We start from the raw sequence: 14,437 nt of genomic DNA, 5'->3' as shown, positions 1-14,437 counted from the left end.
CATGCGCGGCCCAGATCAGTTGGCGTGCATCGGCGCCGATTGGGACCGCGCCCCTGACGCACGCGCAGGACCTCTCGCTCAGGGTGGCCGAATTTTGCAAGGCGATCAGGACTGGAACCACGGAGCCAGCTACTAGAACTGCCTCCTCGAAGGAGCTTCGCCAACACGGCGGGCTCTGCGACTATGTCCCAGCCCCTTGGCTGCGGCGAACACTGCACTTCTTGCATGGCGGTTGCTGACCTGATACGGCCAGCGCACGCCGAACTTCTCGGTGCTAGACTTGTCCCATTAGTTGAACAAGTTAGCCGGAGGGAGCCATCCATGCGCACCGTTCACTTCTCTGATGCCCGCAACAACCTGAAGGCGGTCATCGACCAAGCCATCGACGATCACGACGCCGTGCTGATCACGCGTCGCGACGCGCCGAACGCCGTCATCATGTCGCAGGAACAGTACGACAGCTGGATGGAAACGATGTACCTGATGTCGAATCCGGCCAATGCCCAGCGTCTGCTGGAATCGCTTGCGCAGTTGCGCCAAGGCAAGGGCGTCGAGCGCCAACTGATCGACCCGGACACTGAATGACGCGCAAGGTCATCTTTGCCCCGCACGCTAGGGAGGAATACGTCTGGTGGCAGACCCAGGACAAGAAGATCCTCAAGCGTATCAACCAACTGATCGTCGAGTGTCAGCGCGACCCGTTCGAGGGCATCGGCAAGCCCGAGCCCTTGAAGGGCAACCTAGCGGGCGCCTGGTCACGCCGCATCGACGATGCCAACCGCTTCGTTTACACCGCTGACGACGACGCGGTGTACATCGCCGCCTGCCGTTACCACTACGGCGACAAGTAGGTCAGATTGGTTCCTGGCACAACTGCTCGACGATGCCCGGGTCAGCGCCAGGGGGGGGCGATGAACCCGCGCTGCTCGTCGCGGTTCGTCCCGCAAAGGCGCTAAAGCCTGAGGTAGCCTGATCGAGACAGACACGCCTGGTCCTTAGATTAAGATCGTGGATCAGGAGCGCGCGAAGATGAGCAAGGCAAGACAGACGTACACGGAAGAGTTTCAGGCAGAGGCCGTGAGACTGGTGCTGGAACAGGGGCTGACGCTGCAGTCGGCCGCCCAGCGTCTTGGGATTCCGAAGGGCACGTTGACGAATTGGGTGTTGAGAGCCAAAGCGCCTGGAGCAACAGCGGCACCAGGAGGCGTGACAGTGGCGGAGCTGGCGGCGGAGAATGCGAGGCTGCGCAAGGAGCTGGCAGAAGCGAAGCTGGAGCGCGATATTGTAAAAAAAGCCGCAGCGTACTTCGCCAGGGAATCACTGCCCGGTACGCGTTCGTGAGGCAATGGCGAGAAGTGTATCCGGTGAAGATGATGTGCCGGGTATTGGGAGTCTCGCGCAGTGGTTATTACGACTGGACGCACAGACCTCACGGGCTCAGTCCGGAACAGGAGCGGTTGCATCTGGCGATCCGGGCGGCCCACAAGCGCACGCGTCAGACGTATGGCACGCGGCGCCTGCAGCGAGAACTGGCTGGCGATGGATTCATGGTCGGTCGTGACCGGCTGGCCCGACTGCGCAATGAGATGGGGATTCGGTGTCGGCAAAAGCGTCGATTCGTGGCGACAACGCGCTCGGCACATAATCTGCCAGTGGCGCCCAACCTACTGGAGCAGAAGTTTGAAGCCGACAGGCCAAACGCCGCGTGGGTGACTGACATCACGTATATCGCAACCGACGAGGGGTGGTTGTACCTGGCAGGAATCAAGGACCTGTACACATGCGAGATCGTGGGCTACGCGATGGGGCCCAGAATGACACAGGAACTGGTAGGCGAGGCGCTGTTCCGGGCGGTGCGTAGCAAGCGGCCGCGGCCCGGCCTGATACATCATTCGGACAGGGGTAGCCAATACTGTGCTCACGGCTATCGCAGGTTGCTGGCGCAGTTCGGCATGCAGGCATCGATGTCACGCAAGGGAAATTGCTACGACAATGCGCCCATGGAAAGCTTCTGGGGCAGTCTGAAAGCAGAGCTGGTGTACCACCATCGGTATGCCACCCGGATGGAAGCCATGGCCTCTGTTCGTGAGTACATTGAAATTTTTTACAATCGCCAACGGCGGCATTCCAAGTTGGGGTACCAAACGCCAGGCGAAGTCGCTGCAAGCTACCTCAATCGACTAGCTGCAGCATGAACCAGACGTGTCCGCTCTAGACAGAACACCTCAGCCGTTATAGCCGGCCTGGCGAAGCAGCGTTCGGTCGAAGTGGGTCATGCAGCTTCCTGCATCGTGAGTGGGCGTAGATCCTTCACGCTGACCCATCGCGCGGAAATCTTCGGGTGGCCGCGGACGATCTCCTCCATCTCGACATCGGCGGTCGGGCCGCTCGGTCCCTCGAACAGCGCGAGCACACGAGCTTGACGGGCGGGGAGGGATGGCGCAGCCCGATAAACGAGGTTAGTGATGGCGTCGGTTTCAATCCAGCCATACCGGCGATAGAGCGGGGTGCCATTGGGGTGCTCGCCGAACGGTTCGCTGAAAGGCGACGCGAGACCGTCCAGGAACGCGCCGAGTTGGGATCGTTGCATGCCGATGCCGCCCTCGGTCTCCTGCAGCAACGGCGGTAGTACGCCATAGCGACGAGTCAGCGCGGCGCGCATGACGCGGCGATATTGCTGCCCCCGGCCAGCATCACCTTGCCGACTCGCAAGGGCCAGGCCGTGCGCTGAAGATAGGCCGGCAGGTCGGCCAGCATCTGCTCAGCGCGCTGCGGTGTCATGCACTCGTCGTAGGGCGCGATCGCTGTATGTGGATCGAGGAAGCCATGCCGCGCAGACAGAATCAGCACGTGCGGGGCCGCGTCGCTGCGAAGGTGCGCGCGATAGGACCGGTACATGACGCGTCGATAGCGCGAGCTGGCCGATACAGCTTCGTGCCCGAGCAGGCGAGCAGCAGTAGTGCCGGGAAGTTGGTGAGGTCGGTCCGCTCCAACGAGTTTGGGAACAGGGAGAGTTGCGAGGGTGTGGAAAGCATGGGACGCGGTGTTCACGATGATGCTTCCAGCGTACCCGTGCAGCGGCAAAGTCAAGGGTGCGCTGCGCGCAGTCGATGCACATCGCAGCTTTCCGCGGAGCCGAGGGTTAGGGGATGAGGCGAGGCCCGGCGGAACACCTCCCGGGGCTATCAAGGAAGTGGCCGTCGACGTTAGTTGCACGGTTGGGGTCGCCGGCGATGCTCGTGACGGCCGGCGTGCATTCGTCCGGCAATGGCATGGGCACCAGACCATGGAGCGCGCGGTAGCGCGCTAGCAGGCCGAAGCGCGTCTGGCTCGCAGTGAGCAGCGCGAGACGCAGTCAAGCTGAGGGCAGGGGACACACAGGCGCCGGCGCCTCTTTACATCGGATGCCGGGAAAAAAGCCTGTCATCCCATTGCACGGGCTCCGCTGCGGAAACCTGGATCCGTGCCGCGTCAGGATGGGTGGGATTGACCAGAGCGTTCCACTCCAGGCGAGCCACCACGGACGGCACTACCAGAACCGCGGATCGGCCCTCGGCCAGCCAGCGGTCGCCAAAGCCTTGAGCCGCGCGGGGGTCTTCGAGCATGTCCCAGCCGGCAGGCAGTTGGCCAGCATCGACGCGTTCCACCGACAGGTCCTCGGGCACCGCTCCAATCACCAGAACGTGATGGCGCGGGACCTTGCCGATTCGGGCATGCACCAGCACCTCGAGCATTGCGCCGGCAAAGGTCAGCGCGCCGTAGATCACCGGTCGCCCGGGGCTATTGAAGCGTCCGCCAACCAGCATGGCGCCCGTGCCGTTCCAGACTTCGTGCCGACTGTCCGCAATCCGGAAGATCCGCATCAGGCGGACACGCCGTAGAAGAGCCGCCACAACAGATCCTCAACGCGCCTGGCGCCGAGTTCCGTCATGGCCACGTCCAGCGGCTTGCTGCCGCCGAGCAGCGGATGTGCTGCAGCGAGAAACGCGCGTGCGTCATCCTCATTGTCCCAGACGAAGTTCGCGGTGGAAAATATCCGCGCCAGCCGTTCGGTCTTCTCAGACTCGTCCGGCGTAAGTCGATCCTTGCGGCGCTTGAAGGTGGCCTCTGGCACGATGCGGGACATCAATGCACGGCGCTCTTCGGAGCTGCGCACCACGTGATCGACGATCTCGCGCAGCGCGGACTTGGGCAGCCCTTGCCGCACCGCGGCGTCCAGTTCAGCGATGGATAGCCGCGGCGGCGACAGCGCCATCATGGCGCTGATGGCTTCGGGCGAAACGACCAACATGGGCAGCCCCTGTTTATGGATCAACTGATACCTAATTATAAGCCAAATGATCTTTATTGGGCGGCGCGCAATCAATTCTTACGAGACGCATATGGATTGTGTGCTCCCTTTGCTGCATGCCCGGCGGCGCGCAGCCGACTTTCCAACTTAATTATTTCCCAGGCTGCGGGAGGGTCCGCAGTAGGCGTCAGCAAGCACAAAAGTTCCTTATAAATCTCTTTCTCATAAGAAAGCTTATGTTAAATTGTTGCGGTACATAACAAATATGCGGGCCCCGACGTCGGTTTGCACAAATGGCTGGTCACGCGACGAACTTTCATACTTGAAAGTCCGTCGCGGACCAGCGCTGGGACGATCTCTTGTTCGTCTAGCAACAATGCCAATGCATTGGACGCTCAAGCGTCCGGCGCGGGCTCTGGGCGCTTTCGGATCCAATCGGCAAATGCCTCGTCTTCGATGCGATAGTCTCCCATTGCCAGTCGGGTAATAACTGTTGCTGCCAACAACCGTCGCAATGCATGGCCGGTGGTGTTCCGCGTGGCAGGCTTGCCTAGCATGGTGCCCAGCTTTTCCAACGTGGCACTGGAGTGCAAGTCCGACTCACCTCGCGCCAGCAGGTACAGAATGGCACGGTCAGCAGGCTTCATCTCGCGCCACTGGGCAAGCGAATGCTCGTCCGAGAATACTGAGGATTTTGTGTAAGCCAGCGCAGCGGCTTCGCCTTGCGGTTGATAGAGCATGTACCGCTCGATGAACCGCTTGAAGAACTCAGGGGTGCGGTGCAGTTCGTCAAAAGCGTGCCTGCCCTGCTCAAGAGTCAGCTTCTTGCGCGCCATGCTGTTAAGGAGATCGACTGTGAAGGCAACGAACTCGTCGCCCAACAATGGAAAGGGCTCCAAAGGGGCCCAGTTGTAGAAAGGCTCCGATGCTCGGGCGAACATGGCGCGAAGGGTGGTCTCGGAGCTACCGGCAAAAATAACTTTGACGCGCTCCTTGCGGATATCAAGCGCTGCGCGGAGCGCGTGGGCGAAATCGCTGTGGTCCGCCCCGGCCAGAACCTGCGCTTCGTCAATCACGAGAAGCAGCGGCTTCTTGGCGCGATCAATCTGCTTTAATACTTCGTGGAGTGCCGCGGTCCTGTCCACGCCTGGCTTTCCTAACTCGGCCTCCAACGACCCCTCTATCGAACCGCCAAGTTTCGCGCTAGCCTTCACCTTCTTAACCGGTGTGCGTAGTTTGGAGAGGAACGCTGCGGCTCCTTTGGGTTCCAGGGCTTCAGTAAGTGCGGTCACGAGGGCCGTTTCAGGCGAGGTACGGTTATCCCAGAGGTTCGTGTACGCTGTCAGGTAGCCTTGGGTCACGGCCTCTGGCATCAGATCCCGACGAAGAAACTCGGTCTTGCCCATGCGCCGTCGAGCAAACAGCCCGCGTGCTGCGGAGAGTTTTAAGTCAAACGCTTGCAAATAGGCCTTCGCCAGCTCCGGGCGGGCAAAGTGCCAGGGATCCGGGAGGTTCTCACCTGTTCTCATCAATTTCGAGAATTCTCAGAGTTCGTGAGAACTCATGATACAACGTAGACAGTCACTCGCATAGAGTGTCCTCCCCGAAGCTGTCCAGTTTTGCTTTGGCCTAGCGTGGCAGGGCGAGCCGTCGCTTCAACGCAGCAGACGCAGAAGTCCTTTTCGAGGATCGTATAGGTGATACCGCGGCCCGCGCCAGTTTCGCCAATAAGAGCCGCGCGATCCTTCCTCTGCCGGGAATTGGGCAACCTGATCTTCGGTGTTGCCTGATGGGCAACTCTGCCGTGGCCCGTAGTCGATGCCTGAGGTGTTCTGTCTAGAGCGGACACGTCTGGTTCATGCTGCAGCTAGTCGATTGAGGTAGCTTGCAGCGACTTCGCCTGGCGTTTGGTACCCCAACTTGGAATGCCGCCGTTGGCGATTGTAAAAAATTTCAATGTACTCACGAACAGAGGCCATGGCTTCCATCCGGGTGGCATACCGATGGTGGTACACCAGCTCTGCTTTCAGACTGCCCCAGAAGCTTTCCATGGGCGCATTGTCGTAGCAATTTCCCTTGCGTGACATCGATGCCTGCATGCCGAACTGCGCCAGCAACCTGCGATAGCCGTGAGCACAGTATTGGCTACCCCTGTCCGAATGATGTATCAGGCCGGGCCGCGGCCGCTTGCTACGCACCGCCCGGAACAGCGCCTCGCCTACCAGTTCCTGTGTCATTCTGGGCCCCATCGCGTAGCCCACGATCTCGCATGTGTACAGGTCCTTGATTCCTGCCAGGTACAACCACCCCTCGTCGGTTGCGATATACGTGATGTCAGTCACCCACGCGGCGTTTGGCCTGTCGGCTTCAAACTTCTGCTCCAGTAGGTTGGGCGCCACTGGCAGATTATGTGCCGAGCGCGTTGTCGCCACGAATCGACGCTTTTGCCGACACCGAATCCCCATCTCATTGCGCAGTCGGGCCAGCCGGTCACGACCGACCATGAATCCATCGCCAGCCAGTTCTCGCTGCAGGCGCCGCGTGCCATACGTCTGACGCGTGCGCTTGTGGGCCGCCCGGATCGCCAGATGCAACCGCTCCTGTTCCGGACTGAGCCCGTGAGGTCTGTGCGTCCAGTCGTAATAACCACTGCGCGAGACTCCCAATACCCGGCACATCATCTTCACCGGATACACTTCTCGCCATTGCCTCACGAACGCGTACCGGGCAGTGATTCCCTGGCGAAGTACGCTGCGGCTTTTTTTACAATATCGCGCTCCAGCTTCGCTTCTGCCAGCTCCTTGCGCAGCCTCGCATTCTCCGCCGCCAGCTCCGCCACTGTCACGCCTCCTGGTGCCGCTGTTGCTCCAGGCGCTTTGGCTCTCAACACCCAATTCGTCAACGTGCCCTTCGGAATCCCAAGACGCTGGGCGGCCGACTGCAGCGTCAGCCCCTGTTCCAGCACCAGTCTCACGGCCTCTGCCTGAAACTCTTCCGTGTACGTCTGTCTTGCCTTGCTCATCTTCGCGCGCTCCTGATCCACGATCTTAATCTAAGGACCAGGCGTGTCTGTCTCGATCAGGCTACCTCAGCCTGACATGTTATTGTTACGCCACTCGTAACGAAAAATGCCCCGCTGATGCGTTGCGTCGTACTCCTTCTAGCCGTCTCTGCTGTGATATCGAGCGCGCATGCTGCTAAGTGCCGCAACCAGGGGCAAATCTTGTACACACAGGATCAGTACTGCCCCGCTGGATACACGGACATTACTTCCGGGTCAGGGGGATCGGTGTCCACGATAGGAAAATCAGCGATCGTGCGACAGCAGGAACAGCAGTTTCTGGCCGGGCGAGCAGCTGATAGCCAGCAATACCAGGCGCAGATGGCACAGCAACAGCAACAGGAAATAGCCGCCAATCAGCAGCGCAGCGTTTGCCAGTCTCTGGATGCGCAGCTTCGCTCTACCGAAATCGCCATGCGCCAGATCAACGCGTGGCAAGAGATGGACCGTCTCAAACAAAACCACAGGGCAATTCGCGATCAGCAGTTTCAGCTCGGTTGCCATCGATGACGAAGACTGTCGCTGGCTTGTATCGAGAAGATGTGTGCATGAGGACCTCCGTGTGGCGCGTGCAGGCACACTTTTCGATTTCTTCGGGTCGCCCACGAAGGAATAACGTGCCTGCTCTAGCGCCAATTGGGCGGCCATACAGCTTCCAATCGTCCCACGGCCGACGGCTGGCTGAGGTGCTGGGGCGCTGGCGCCCCTTCAACTCCCCCGCCCAAGCAAAAAGCCGCCCTCTATTCTTTATGTTCTCGGCGGGGGTGTCTGTGCCAGCCCGTCGGATTTCCTAACCTGTGGGTCCATCGACGACAAAGAAAAGCGCCAGTCGGCGCTTTTTCCCACGCGCTCACGATTACATCAGCGTCTCGCCGCCTTGTTATGCCGGCAGCAGGTCATCCGATGGCGACGGCATGCTGCGACCGGAGGTAACATCAAAATCCAGATCAAGCTCCACGCCGTCATAGTCCACCTGCGGCGCCAAGCGGCGGCGCGGTCCGGCCTTGAGGCGCCCGAGGTTGTAGCGTTCCATTGTGCGAAGCGTACGCGACAGGTTCGAAACCGCGCAGCCGGTTTTCTCAGCCAACTCGTCGAGTGACTCTGGGTGCGTCTGCCTGATGAGCGTGAGGAGTTCGCGGTTGGCGGGCGACAGCACTTTCGCCAGCACGTCGAGCGATTGGAACCAGACCTTGGGCTCGTCGGGGCCCGGTTTATATTGGCCTCGTGCAATGGCGATCGTGCGCGCCTTGTAGTCCTCGAGCGAGGCGATCCTGATTTTCAATCTGCTCATGATCCGCTACTCCTTTGCTGGAGGATCGTGTCGACTTCCGCCCAAAAATTGGCGACAAGCGTGCCGGCATCCTGATAGTCGTAAAACCGCACGCGCTCGCCAGCGTGCTTGTGGTCGTACTCGATCCGCGTGCGCGCTCCAGGGCCATTGCCCTCGAAGATGGAGTGGGCGTTGTCAAAGCCCAGGAGGCGCAGGCCGGCCGTGTCGTGCAACGTCAGCGAATATTTGATGCCATGCGGCCGTTCGGGCGACACCGCACAAGTCTTCGCTTCAAACTTGACCCAACATGCCCCATCGGCGTCAACGGTGAAACTCTCGCCATTCCAGCGCGAGTCTGTCCGCGTCGTACCGTGCGCGCCTAGACTGGATCACCATACAGCATCGGCTGCTCCAGCCGTGCACGTGCTGTTTTGCGCACGTCGCTCGGGAACTCGCTGCAGGGCTCCTCCGATTAGTTGGATCTTGCCGTTGAGGACTGTTTGATGCCTGCCCTCGTCTGCAGGACGGTGAGGCGCGGTGGCGCCTGTGCTTGCCAAAATCGGCTTTAATTAATTAATGCCAGTTCGCCATCAGGATGCGCCATGAAGCCTCACATCCAGCTCTCCCATCACGCGTATCGTGCCGGTCAATCCCATCATGGCAGCCGGTATTACCTGATTCTAATGGCCTGCCTTCTGGCATTCGGCCTGCTTTATGTAGCCTGGTCGCTTTGACCAATGGGGTCGTGGCAGTCAGTTGCCACGACGAGTGCATCAACGCCATAGTCGGTGCTTGCGCAAGTTGCCAGCCGGCACCCCTTAGGGTCATGCTGTCATGACTTCGTTCGTCTTCAGTGTGAATAATTGGTCGGCGTCTGCCTGCGCCAAGGCGCGATCAGAACGTGTCTGATCGCACTGGTACGTCTCGATCCTCTCCTCGTTTGAAGCCGTCTGCAGCACCAGCGTGACGGCGCGCTTGTAGTGCTCACCCCCTCCGTTGTTCCAGTGAAGGGTAAATGCTTTTCCACGAACAAGATTTGCTTCCATAGCACCGGTTCCTGTTGTCACATGCGACGACGCCGAGAGGTCCGGCACACATGCTTGGCGATGGTAGGGCCGAGAGGGAGAACTTGTTCGGGTTCCCAATGACCTGTCGAGGCGATCCGTTGCAGTATCGCCTGTATAGCTGGCAGTCGGATGTCGGATTGCTGGATCGATTTCTCAACCCTTGATCGAACGCGCAGCGCCAGTATTTCTGCGACAACCATCGCGTCATCGTAGACGGCAACCGGATAGACGCTGTCCTACGGCGGGCAATCTGAGTGAGTGTCCCCAAAGCACCCAATGGCGAGCTTTTGGAAATAGGGCACGCCTCGTCGTTGCCGATCAACTAAGTTTTGAGACCAACCGCTCATCCTTCCGGATGATGTCGACCTCCTCGTCAATAATCGCCAATAGCTCGACCAGCGAGCCGGAGAAGTGCTGACGCACTTTCTGCAGTGTTCTGCGCTCGCTGGCAGAACGAACGAGTTCATAGCTGGTCTCCGATTCTCGTGAAAGACGGATGACTCTCAGCTCCTTGCTCGGCGGTAGCCGCAGCCAATACGAATACCCGTTCCTTATCCCTTGCTCGGTACGTTCACGAGGAACCAGGTATGGGCGGGCGAGCATGATGTCCGCGTGAATCGCTTCAAATGACATGGCGCGTGCTCAAAAATAAGAAACCCCTGCAGGCAGGGGTTGGAACTTGCTCTTTCGTGACGAAGCTTGGCTTACGCTTCTTCTTGAATCAGGTATCGGTTGAGGTTTTTTCCCAGCCAGGACGGTTGGCGGCCGCGACCGGACCAGGTCTTGCCGGTCTTCGGGTCGCGGTACTTCGGGGGCAGCGCCGCTTTAGCCTTGGCTGCGACACTTCCCGCAGGGCGGCCACGACGGCGCTTAGCAATGTCTTCGACAGTCAGCCCGTATTCCGCCATCAGATTCTGAATCTTCTCGATGACCGATGCGACTTCATTGGATCGTACCTCTTCGAGGTGAGCCTCCAGTGCTGCCTTTTGAGCCATCAGTTCTTTGTAAGTCGCCATTGACGGTTTTCCTTTCCAATCGAGGGGTGCAGATAGAACGTAGTTTAGAGCCAATTTCTGCTTCGGAACATAACAATTTTCACCTTTTCGGCAGATGAGCAGTTCAAATGTGACAGACGCCGAATCATCACCCATAACGTAGAGACAATGTGCGAAATCAGCTAAGTATCGCCGCGCGGATGTGCGGAGTCAGTGAGATGGGTGGACCAAGCACCGTAGAACAATATGAATCCGCCGTAACCAAGCAGGAGCTAGGGACCCGAAAGGCCCCGATAAGCCGGTAGCCCCCTCTTGCCTTTGATAGCCAAGGGCGTTTCATGCTTTTGATTTCAGCGTGTGACGCGCGGCAATAAGATCAGGATTGTCATGACTATTGCGGCCAAGAGGAGTCATCGGTGGGGACGTTGGCGACCTGCGCCCTAGTTTTTAGGAAAGTTGAATCTGTAACAACTAACCGACGACGTACCTTCCAAGAACGGTTTGGCGACTGCTATCACCGTCAGCGGGATCAGTCCCACTCCGCGGCCCCTAGCCACTCGCCTTGCCTTACCCTGCGCGGGTTGCTTCCCTATCCCCGCCCTTCTGCTTCCCCAATCGCGGCGGACACGAATTCCCGATTACAATTTTGCGATGCATCATGAAGCCCGAGCTGGAGTGCGTAAATCGGCACAAGCCTGTGGCGTTGGAGGAGAAAATGGGGATCGCTCGAGCAGGCAACAAAGAGCAGGCGCTGAGGCTCCTGGAAACGGTGGGAGTCACAGTCGTGGACTTGGATTATGAGACGGGTTGGCAGGATGCGGTTGAGCTTGGCCGTCTGGGAGACAAGCGTGGTGTGCGCGTACAGTATCGCGGCCATGAGAGCATCGCAGTGAGATCGCCAGCGGCGCTTGCTGCTGGACTGAGTCGGCTGAAGGGTACGTTCCGTCAGCGCAATCTCTACTGCCAATTTACACTGAGCGATCTGCCGGCCAGTGAGTTGGAGCGCCTAGAGGCAAAAGCAGCGCAAATCGGAGACTACATCCTCGCGGGACATCTTGCGAGAGATGTCGACGCGGAATGGAGCGAGTAGCGCCTCGCCGATCAGCCAGGTAAAGCGAAGTGGCACCACGCATCCGCGTTTTGCCCGTCTCTGTTGGCTGGCCAACATGGAAAACTGGCATGTGCCAAGACCCGCGCGGTCGAGCAACTTTAGTGAGAGAAATGTGGACGTTTCAGAGGCGGGGTATGCTTGACCATATCGAGCCACTTCCACGGGTTCCTACCCCAAAGTGAAGTCCGGCTGATCCCACTAATGGTCCGTCGTGGACGCACGACTTACTATGGCCGTAGCGACCACGCTCTCGAAATCAGCCAGTTCTGACGCATGGCGACATCGAGGGTGTCGTTCAGTAACACGTCTAAAATTGCGCGGGCTGTTCGCCGCGCAACGGGCTTCGCGTTGCCCGTATGGTCATCACCCAAGTTTCCACCCCGACCCGCTCAACTGATGCAGAGAAAGGTAAGAGCCACCGTGGTCTGCTTCCGAGGCGACCGCTTGCTACTGGTTTCCAAGGATGGCAGCCGGTGGGCGTTGCCAGGCGGGCGGCCAGGTAAGACTGAAACCTATGGTGACGCGGCGGTGCGAGAGCTTCAGGAGGAGACTGCGCTACAAGCCAGAGGGCTTAGCTTTCTCTTTCAGGTCGTCGGGGCGACGACGGTGCATCATGTCTTCGTCGCAAATATCGGGAAGTCCGCCTTGGCTAAACCGAGCAAGGAAATCACGCGCTGCCAGTGGTTTTCGACGGAGGAACTGGCAGAGGTGATCGTCAGCGCCACGACGCGCCGGATCATCACCGACTTCTGGAAAGCACGAGCGCCCTAGCCTGCGCTCTTCCCCGGCCACTGACCCCAGCTTCCGCCGCCCCATCACAGGCGTTCATCCGGGCAACCAGCACTGGGAACGCGTCGGGATTACCCCGGGGGCTTGTCGCCCCGTACCATCATGATCGGGGCAATGTGCCTGACTAAAGCCGGGCGCATGCGTGCAGGCGGACACATTCTCGACCTTCGGAAGATGCGTGAGTCCGATCCAGAAGTTCGGTGCGCTGCAGGTCGGCGAGAGTTTTCGCTGGGCCACCCGGCGATCTTGATTACCACGCGTTTCACATGATCACGATGAGGTCGCCGCAGAAACGGGTACGCTCACCTGCCGACGGATGCCATGTTGGCATGGTTCCAGCGTTGTTTATGGCGGCGCACGCTGCCGCCCACAACAGGGCGTGCTCAAAGTATGCTCCTCCGCTTCAGAGCGGCAACGCGGGCCCGGCCACTATTCAGCGGCTAGCTTTAAGCCGGAGTGGAAGAAAATTTGAGTCATCGCCGATTTGCGGGGTGATTTTGAGGGTCTTGTAACGCCCCCACACGACTGACATGTCGGCAATCGCGGTCATTGGCTCGATATTGCGCGACGACGCATCGAGTCAATGGTGTTGCGTTAGCGCTGTGGGGGCTTGCTGCGCTGCGGTGAACACAGCATCATGAGCACTTCGCCTGCGCAATCGGGAGCCCTACGTATGCAACATCGCCTGGTTTCGGGATCGGCCCATTGGGGCGGCCTGCGTCACTTGCTGAACGCCGCGCTCTGCGCAGCGTTGCTGATGGGCTCCCAACTTGAGGCCCACGCCCAGGAGTTCTATGTACTTGGCGGGTTGCAACAAACGCCGTCGCTGGGAGAGAAGACATATGGCTACACGTATGAGTATGCCCATAACCTGACCGACAACATCTACGCTTCCTTCTCATATCTCAACGAGGGGCATGTCACCAACCACCATCGCGACGGCCACAGCGCGCAGTTGTGGGGGCGGTTGCTGTCGGCGGACCGACGCTTTGCCTTCTCGCTTGGCGTCGGTCCGTACCGTTACTTCGATACCACCGTGAAGACAGCGGAAGGCGGCGCGAGTGACCAGCACGGTTGGGGCATCCTGATCAGCGCGGCAGGCACCTGGTATATCAATGGTGGTCCGTGGATCCTGCAGGCGCGATACAACCGCGCGCAGGCCGGTAGCCTCGACACAAACACGTTCCTGATCGGCTTAGGCTACCAGCTCGATCGGGGGAGCAGGGATGGCCCGGTTGTGCCGCCGCCGTCCTACAGCAGCCTGACGACCCACAATGAGTTCACGGTCTTCGGCGGTACCACCATCGTCAATAACTTTGACTCTCCCAGCGGCATAGCCTATGCGGTCGAGTACCGGCGCGGCATCTTGCCGTACGTAGACCTCACGGCGATCTATCTCAACGAGGGGGACGCGCGGGTCGTGCGCCGGCAGGGACTGGCCGCACAAGCCTGGCTGGTGCGGCCATTCTTCAATGATCATCTGACACTGGGCCTCGGCTTTGGTCCCTATTTCGCGCGAGACCATGACGACGGTGGCGGCGTCACGCGTACACTCGGCCTGTTCACAATGTCGGCAAGCTATCGCATCAGTCCGTCGTGGACTACGCGCTTTTCCTGGCATCGCACCGTCACGACCAATAGCCGAGATACCGATGTGATGGTGCTTGGACTAGGGTATCGGTTTTAGCTTGCCGAAGCATGGCTTCAACCTGAGTCTCCGCTGCTCTAAACATGAGCGTAGAGGCGCGATATGGTAGGAAAAATGACGAGAGCCCGATACGGGCCTCAGTCCAAGTGAATCCAGATAAGGCGCGAGGTGCGCCCATTCTGCCTCAATAGACGAGTTGTCGAGG

Annotated in this window: 17 protein-coding genes and 1 pseudogene; 6 read left to right on the top strand and 12 right to left on the bottom strand. The window is 59.5% G+C overall.

What is annotated here, in order from left to right; all coding sequences use genetic code 11:
* Positions 1-321: 321 nt before the first annotated feature.
* From ACIGJG_RS32425 to ACIGJG_RS32415, 3 genes are all read left to right on the top strand, one after another.
* Positions 322-585, top strand: coding sequence for a type II toxin-antitoxin system Phd/YefM family antitoxin (locus tag ACIGJG_RS32425; protein ID WP_140952657.1), 264 nt, complete (start codon positions 322-324; stop codon positions 583-585).
* On the top strand, positions 582-851 hold the full coding sequence (locus tag ACIGJG_RS32420; protein ID WP_140952653.1) for a Txe/YoeB family addiction module toxin: 270 nt from the start codon (positions 582-584) through the stop codon (positions 849-851). The genes ACIGJG_RS32425 and ACIGJG_RS32420 overlap by 4 nt, the downstream gene beginning before the upstream one ends.
* A gap of 178 nt (positions 852-1,029) precedes the next feature.
* Positions 1,030-2,195 (top strand): IS3 family transposase gene (locus ACIGJG_RS32415; protein ID WP_483673311.1). Its coding sequence is split into 2 segments (ribosomal slippage): positions 1,030-1,294 and positions 1,294-2,195, totalling 1,167 coding nucleotides; the frame shifts between segments, so codons are not numbered across the junction.
* Between the two features lie 77 nt (positions 2,196-2,272).
* Here the strand turns inward: ACIGJG_RS32415 and ACIGJG_RS32410 are convergent.
* From ACIGJG_RS32410 to ACIGJG_RS32355, 12 genes and pseudogenes are all read right to left on the bottom strand, one after another.
* Positions 2,273-2,662 carry a hypothetical protein gene (locus ACIGJG_RS32410; protein ID WP_258234672.1) on the bottom strand — a complete coding sequence of 130 codons (390 nt, stop codon included), beginning with the start codon at positions 2,660-2,662 and terminating at the stop codon, positions 2,273-2,275.
* The gene (locus ACIGJG_RS32405; RefSeq protein ID WP_258234671.1) at positions 2,647-2,898 is read right to left on the bottom strand and encodes a hypothetical protein; all 252 of its coding nucleotides are present in this window, start codon (positions 2,896-2,898) and stop codon (positions 2,647-2,649) included. The genes ACIGJG_RS32410 and ACIGJG_RS32405 overlap by 16 nt, the downstream gene beginning before the upstream one ends.
* Before the next feature lie 497 nt (positions 2,899-3,395).
* Positions 3,396-3,863 carry an RES family NAD+ phosphorylase gene (locus ACIGJG_RS32400; protein WP_483674138.1) on the bottom strand — a complete coding sequence of 156 codons (468 nt, stop codon included), beginning with the start codon at positions 3,861-3,863 and terminating at the stop codon, positions 3,396-3,398.
* Positions 3,863-4,291 carry an antitoxin Xre/MbcA/ParS toxin-binding domain-containing protein gene (locus ACIGJG_RS32395; RefSeq protein ID WP_011295776.1) on the bottom strand — a complete coding sequence of 143 codons (429 nt, stop codon included), beginning with the start codon at positions 4,289-4,291 and terminating at the stop codon, positions 3,863-3,865. The genes ACIGJG_RS32400 and ACIGJG_RS32395 overlap by 1 nt, the downstream gene beginning before the upstream one ends.
* Before the next feature lie 395 nt (positions 4,292-4,686).
* Positions 4,687-5,820 (bottom strand): ATP-binding protein, encoded by a 1,134-nt coding sequence (locus ACIGJG_RS32390; protein WP_140952647.1) that lies wholly within the window; start codon positions 5,818-5,820, stop codon positions 4,687-4,689.
* Between the two features lie 327 nt (positions 5,821-6,147).
* Positions 6,148-7,313, bottom strand: a protein-coding gene (locus tag ACIGJG_RS32385) for an IS3 family transposase (protein ID WP_483673311.1) whose coding sequence is annotated in 2 segments (ribosomal slippage) — positions 6,148-7,049 and positions 7,049-7,313 — 1,167 coding nt in all. Because the reading frame shifts where the segments join, the coding sequence is not laid out codon by codon here.
* Positions 7,314-7,598: 285 nt separating this feature from the next.
* A complete protein-coding gene (locus ACIGJG_RS32380) occupies positions 7,599-8,000 on the bottom strand; it encodes a hypothetical protein (protein WP_483674137.1) in 402 nt (133 codons plus the stop codon).
* A 232-nt stretch (positions 8,001-8,232) separates the two neighbouring features.
* Positions 8,233-8,643, bottom strand: a complete 411-nt coding sequence (locus ACIGJG_RS32375; RefSeq protein WP_483674135.1) for an HVO_A0114 family putative DNA-binding protein — start codon at positions 8,641-8,643, stop codon at positions 8,233-8,235.
* Positions 8,640-8,930, bottom strand: a pseudogene (locus ACIGJG_RS32370) (toxin-antitoxin system TumE family protein); the annotation flags it as partial. The pseudogene ACIGJG_RS32370 and the gene ACIGJG_RS32375, both read right to left, overlap by 4 nt.
* Before the next feature lie 516 nt (positions 8,931-9,446).
* Entirely contained in the window at positions 9,447-9,668 is a 222-nt protein-coding gene (locus ACIGJG_RS32365) for a hypothetical protein (protein WP_483674134.1), read from the bottom strand.
* A 339-nt stretch (positions 9,669-10,007) separates the two neighbouring features.
* On the bottom strand, positions 10,008-10,322 hold the full coding sequence (locus tag ACIGJG_RS32360; protein ID WP_483674133.1) for a hypothetical protein: 315 nt from the start codon (positions 10,320-10,322) through the stop codon (positions 10,008-10,010).
* A gap of 71 nt (positions 10,323-10,393) precedes the next feature.
* Entirely contained in the window at positions 10,394-10,705 is a 312-nt protein-coding gene (locus ACIGJG_RS32355) for an H-NS histone family protein (protein ID WP_011295779.1), read from the bottom strand.
* Between the two features lie 694 nt (positions 10,706-11,399).
* On the opposite strand from ACIGJG_RS32355, the gene ACIGJG_RS32350 reads away from it, so the two are divergent.
* The 3 genes from ACIGJG_RS32350 (at position 11,400) to ACIGJG_RS32340 (ending at position 14,271) form a co-directional block, all read left to right on the top strand.
* Complete coding sequence (locus ACIGJG_RS32350) at positions 11,400-11,774, top strand: PHA-granule associated protein 4 (RefSeq protein WP_140952624.1); 375 nt, start codon at positions 11,400-11,402, stop codon at positions 11,772-11,774.
* A 417-nt stretch (positions 11,775-12,191) separates the two neighbouring features.
* Entirely contained in the window at positions 12,192-12,566 is a 375-nt protein-coding gene (locus ACIGJG_RS32345) for an NUDIX hydrolase (RefSeq protein WP_483674132.1), read from the top strand.
* 691 nt (positions 12,567-13,257) lie between these two features.
* Complete coding sequence (locus tag ACIGJG_RS32340) at positions 13,258-14,271, top strand: TonB-dependent receptor (RefSeq protein WP_483674131.1); 1,014 nt, start codon at positions 13,258-13,260, stop codon at positions 14,269-14,271.
* The last annotated feature ends 166 nt before the right edge of the window (positions 14,272-14,437 follow it).

The sequence above is a fragment of the Cupriavidus sp. C1SS-2L genome (assembly GCF_057073735.1).
Note: the sequence above shows the minus strand (reverse complement) of the source record. Positions and strands in the feature narration are given on the sequence as shown.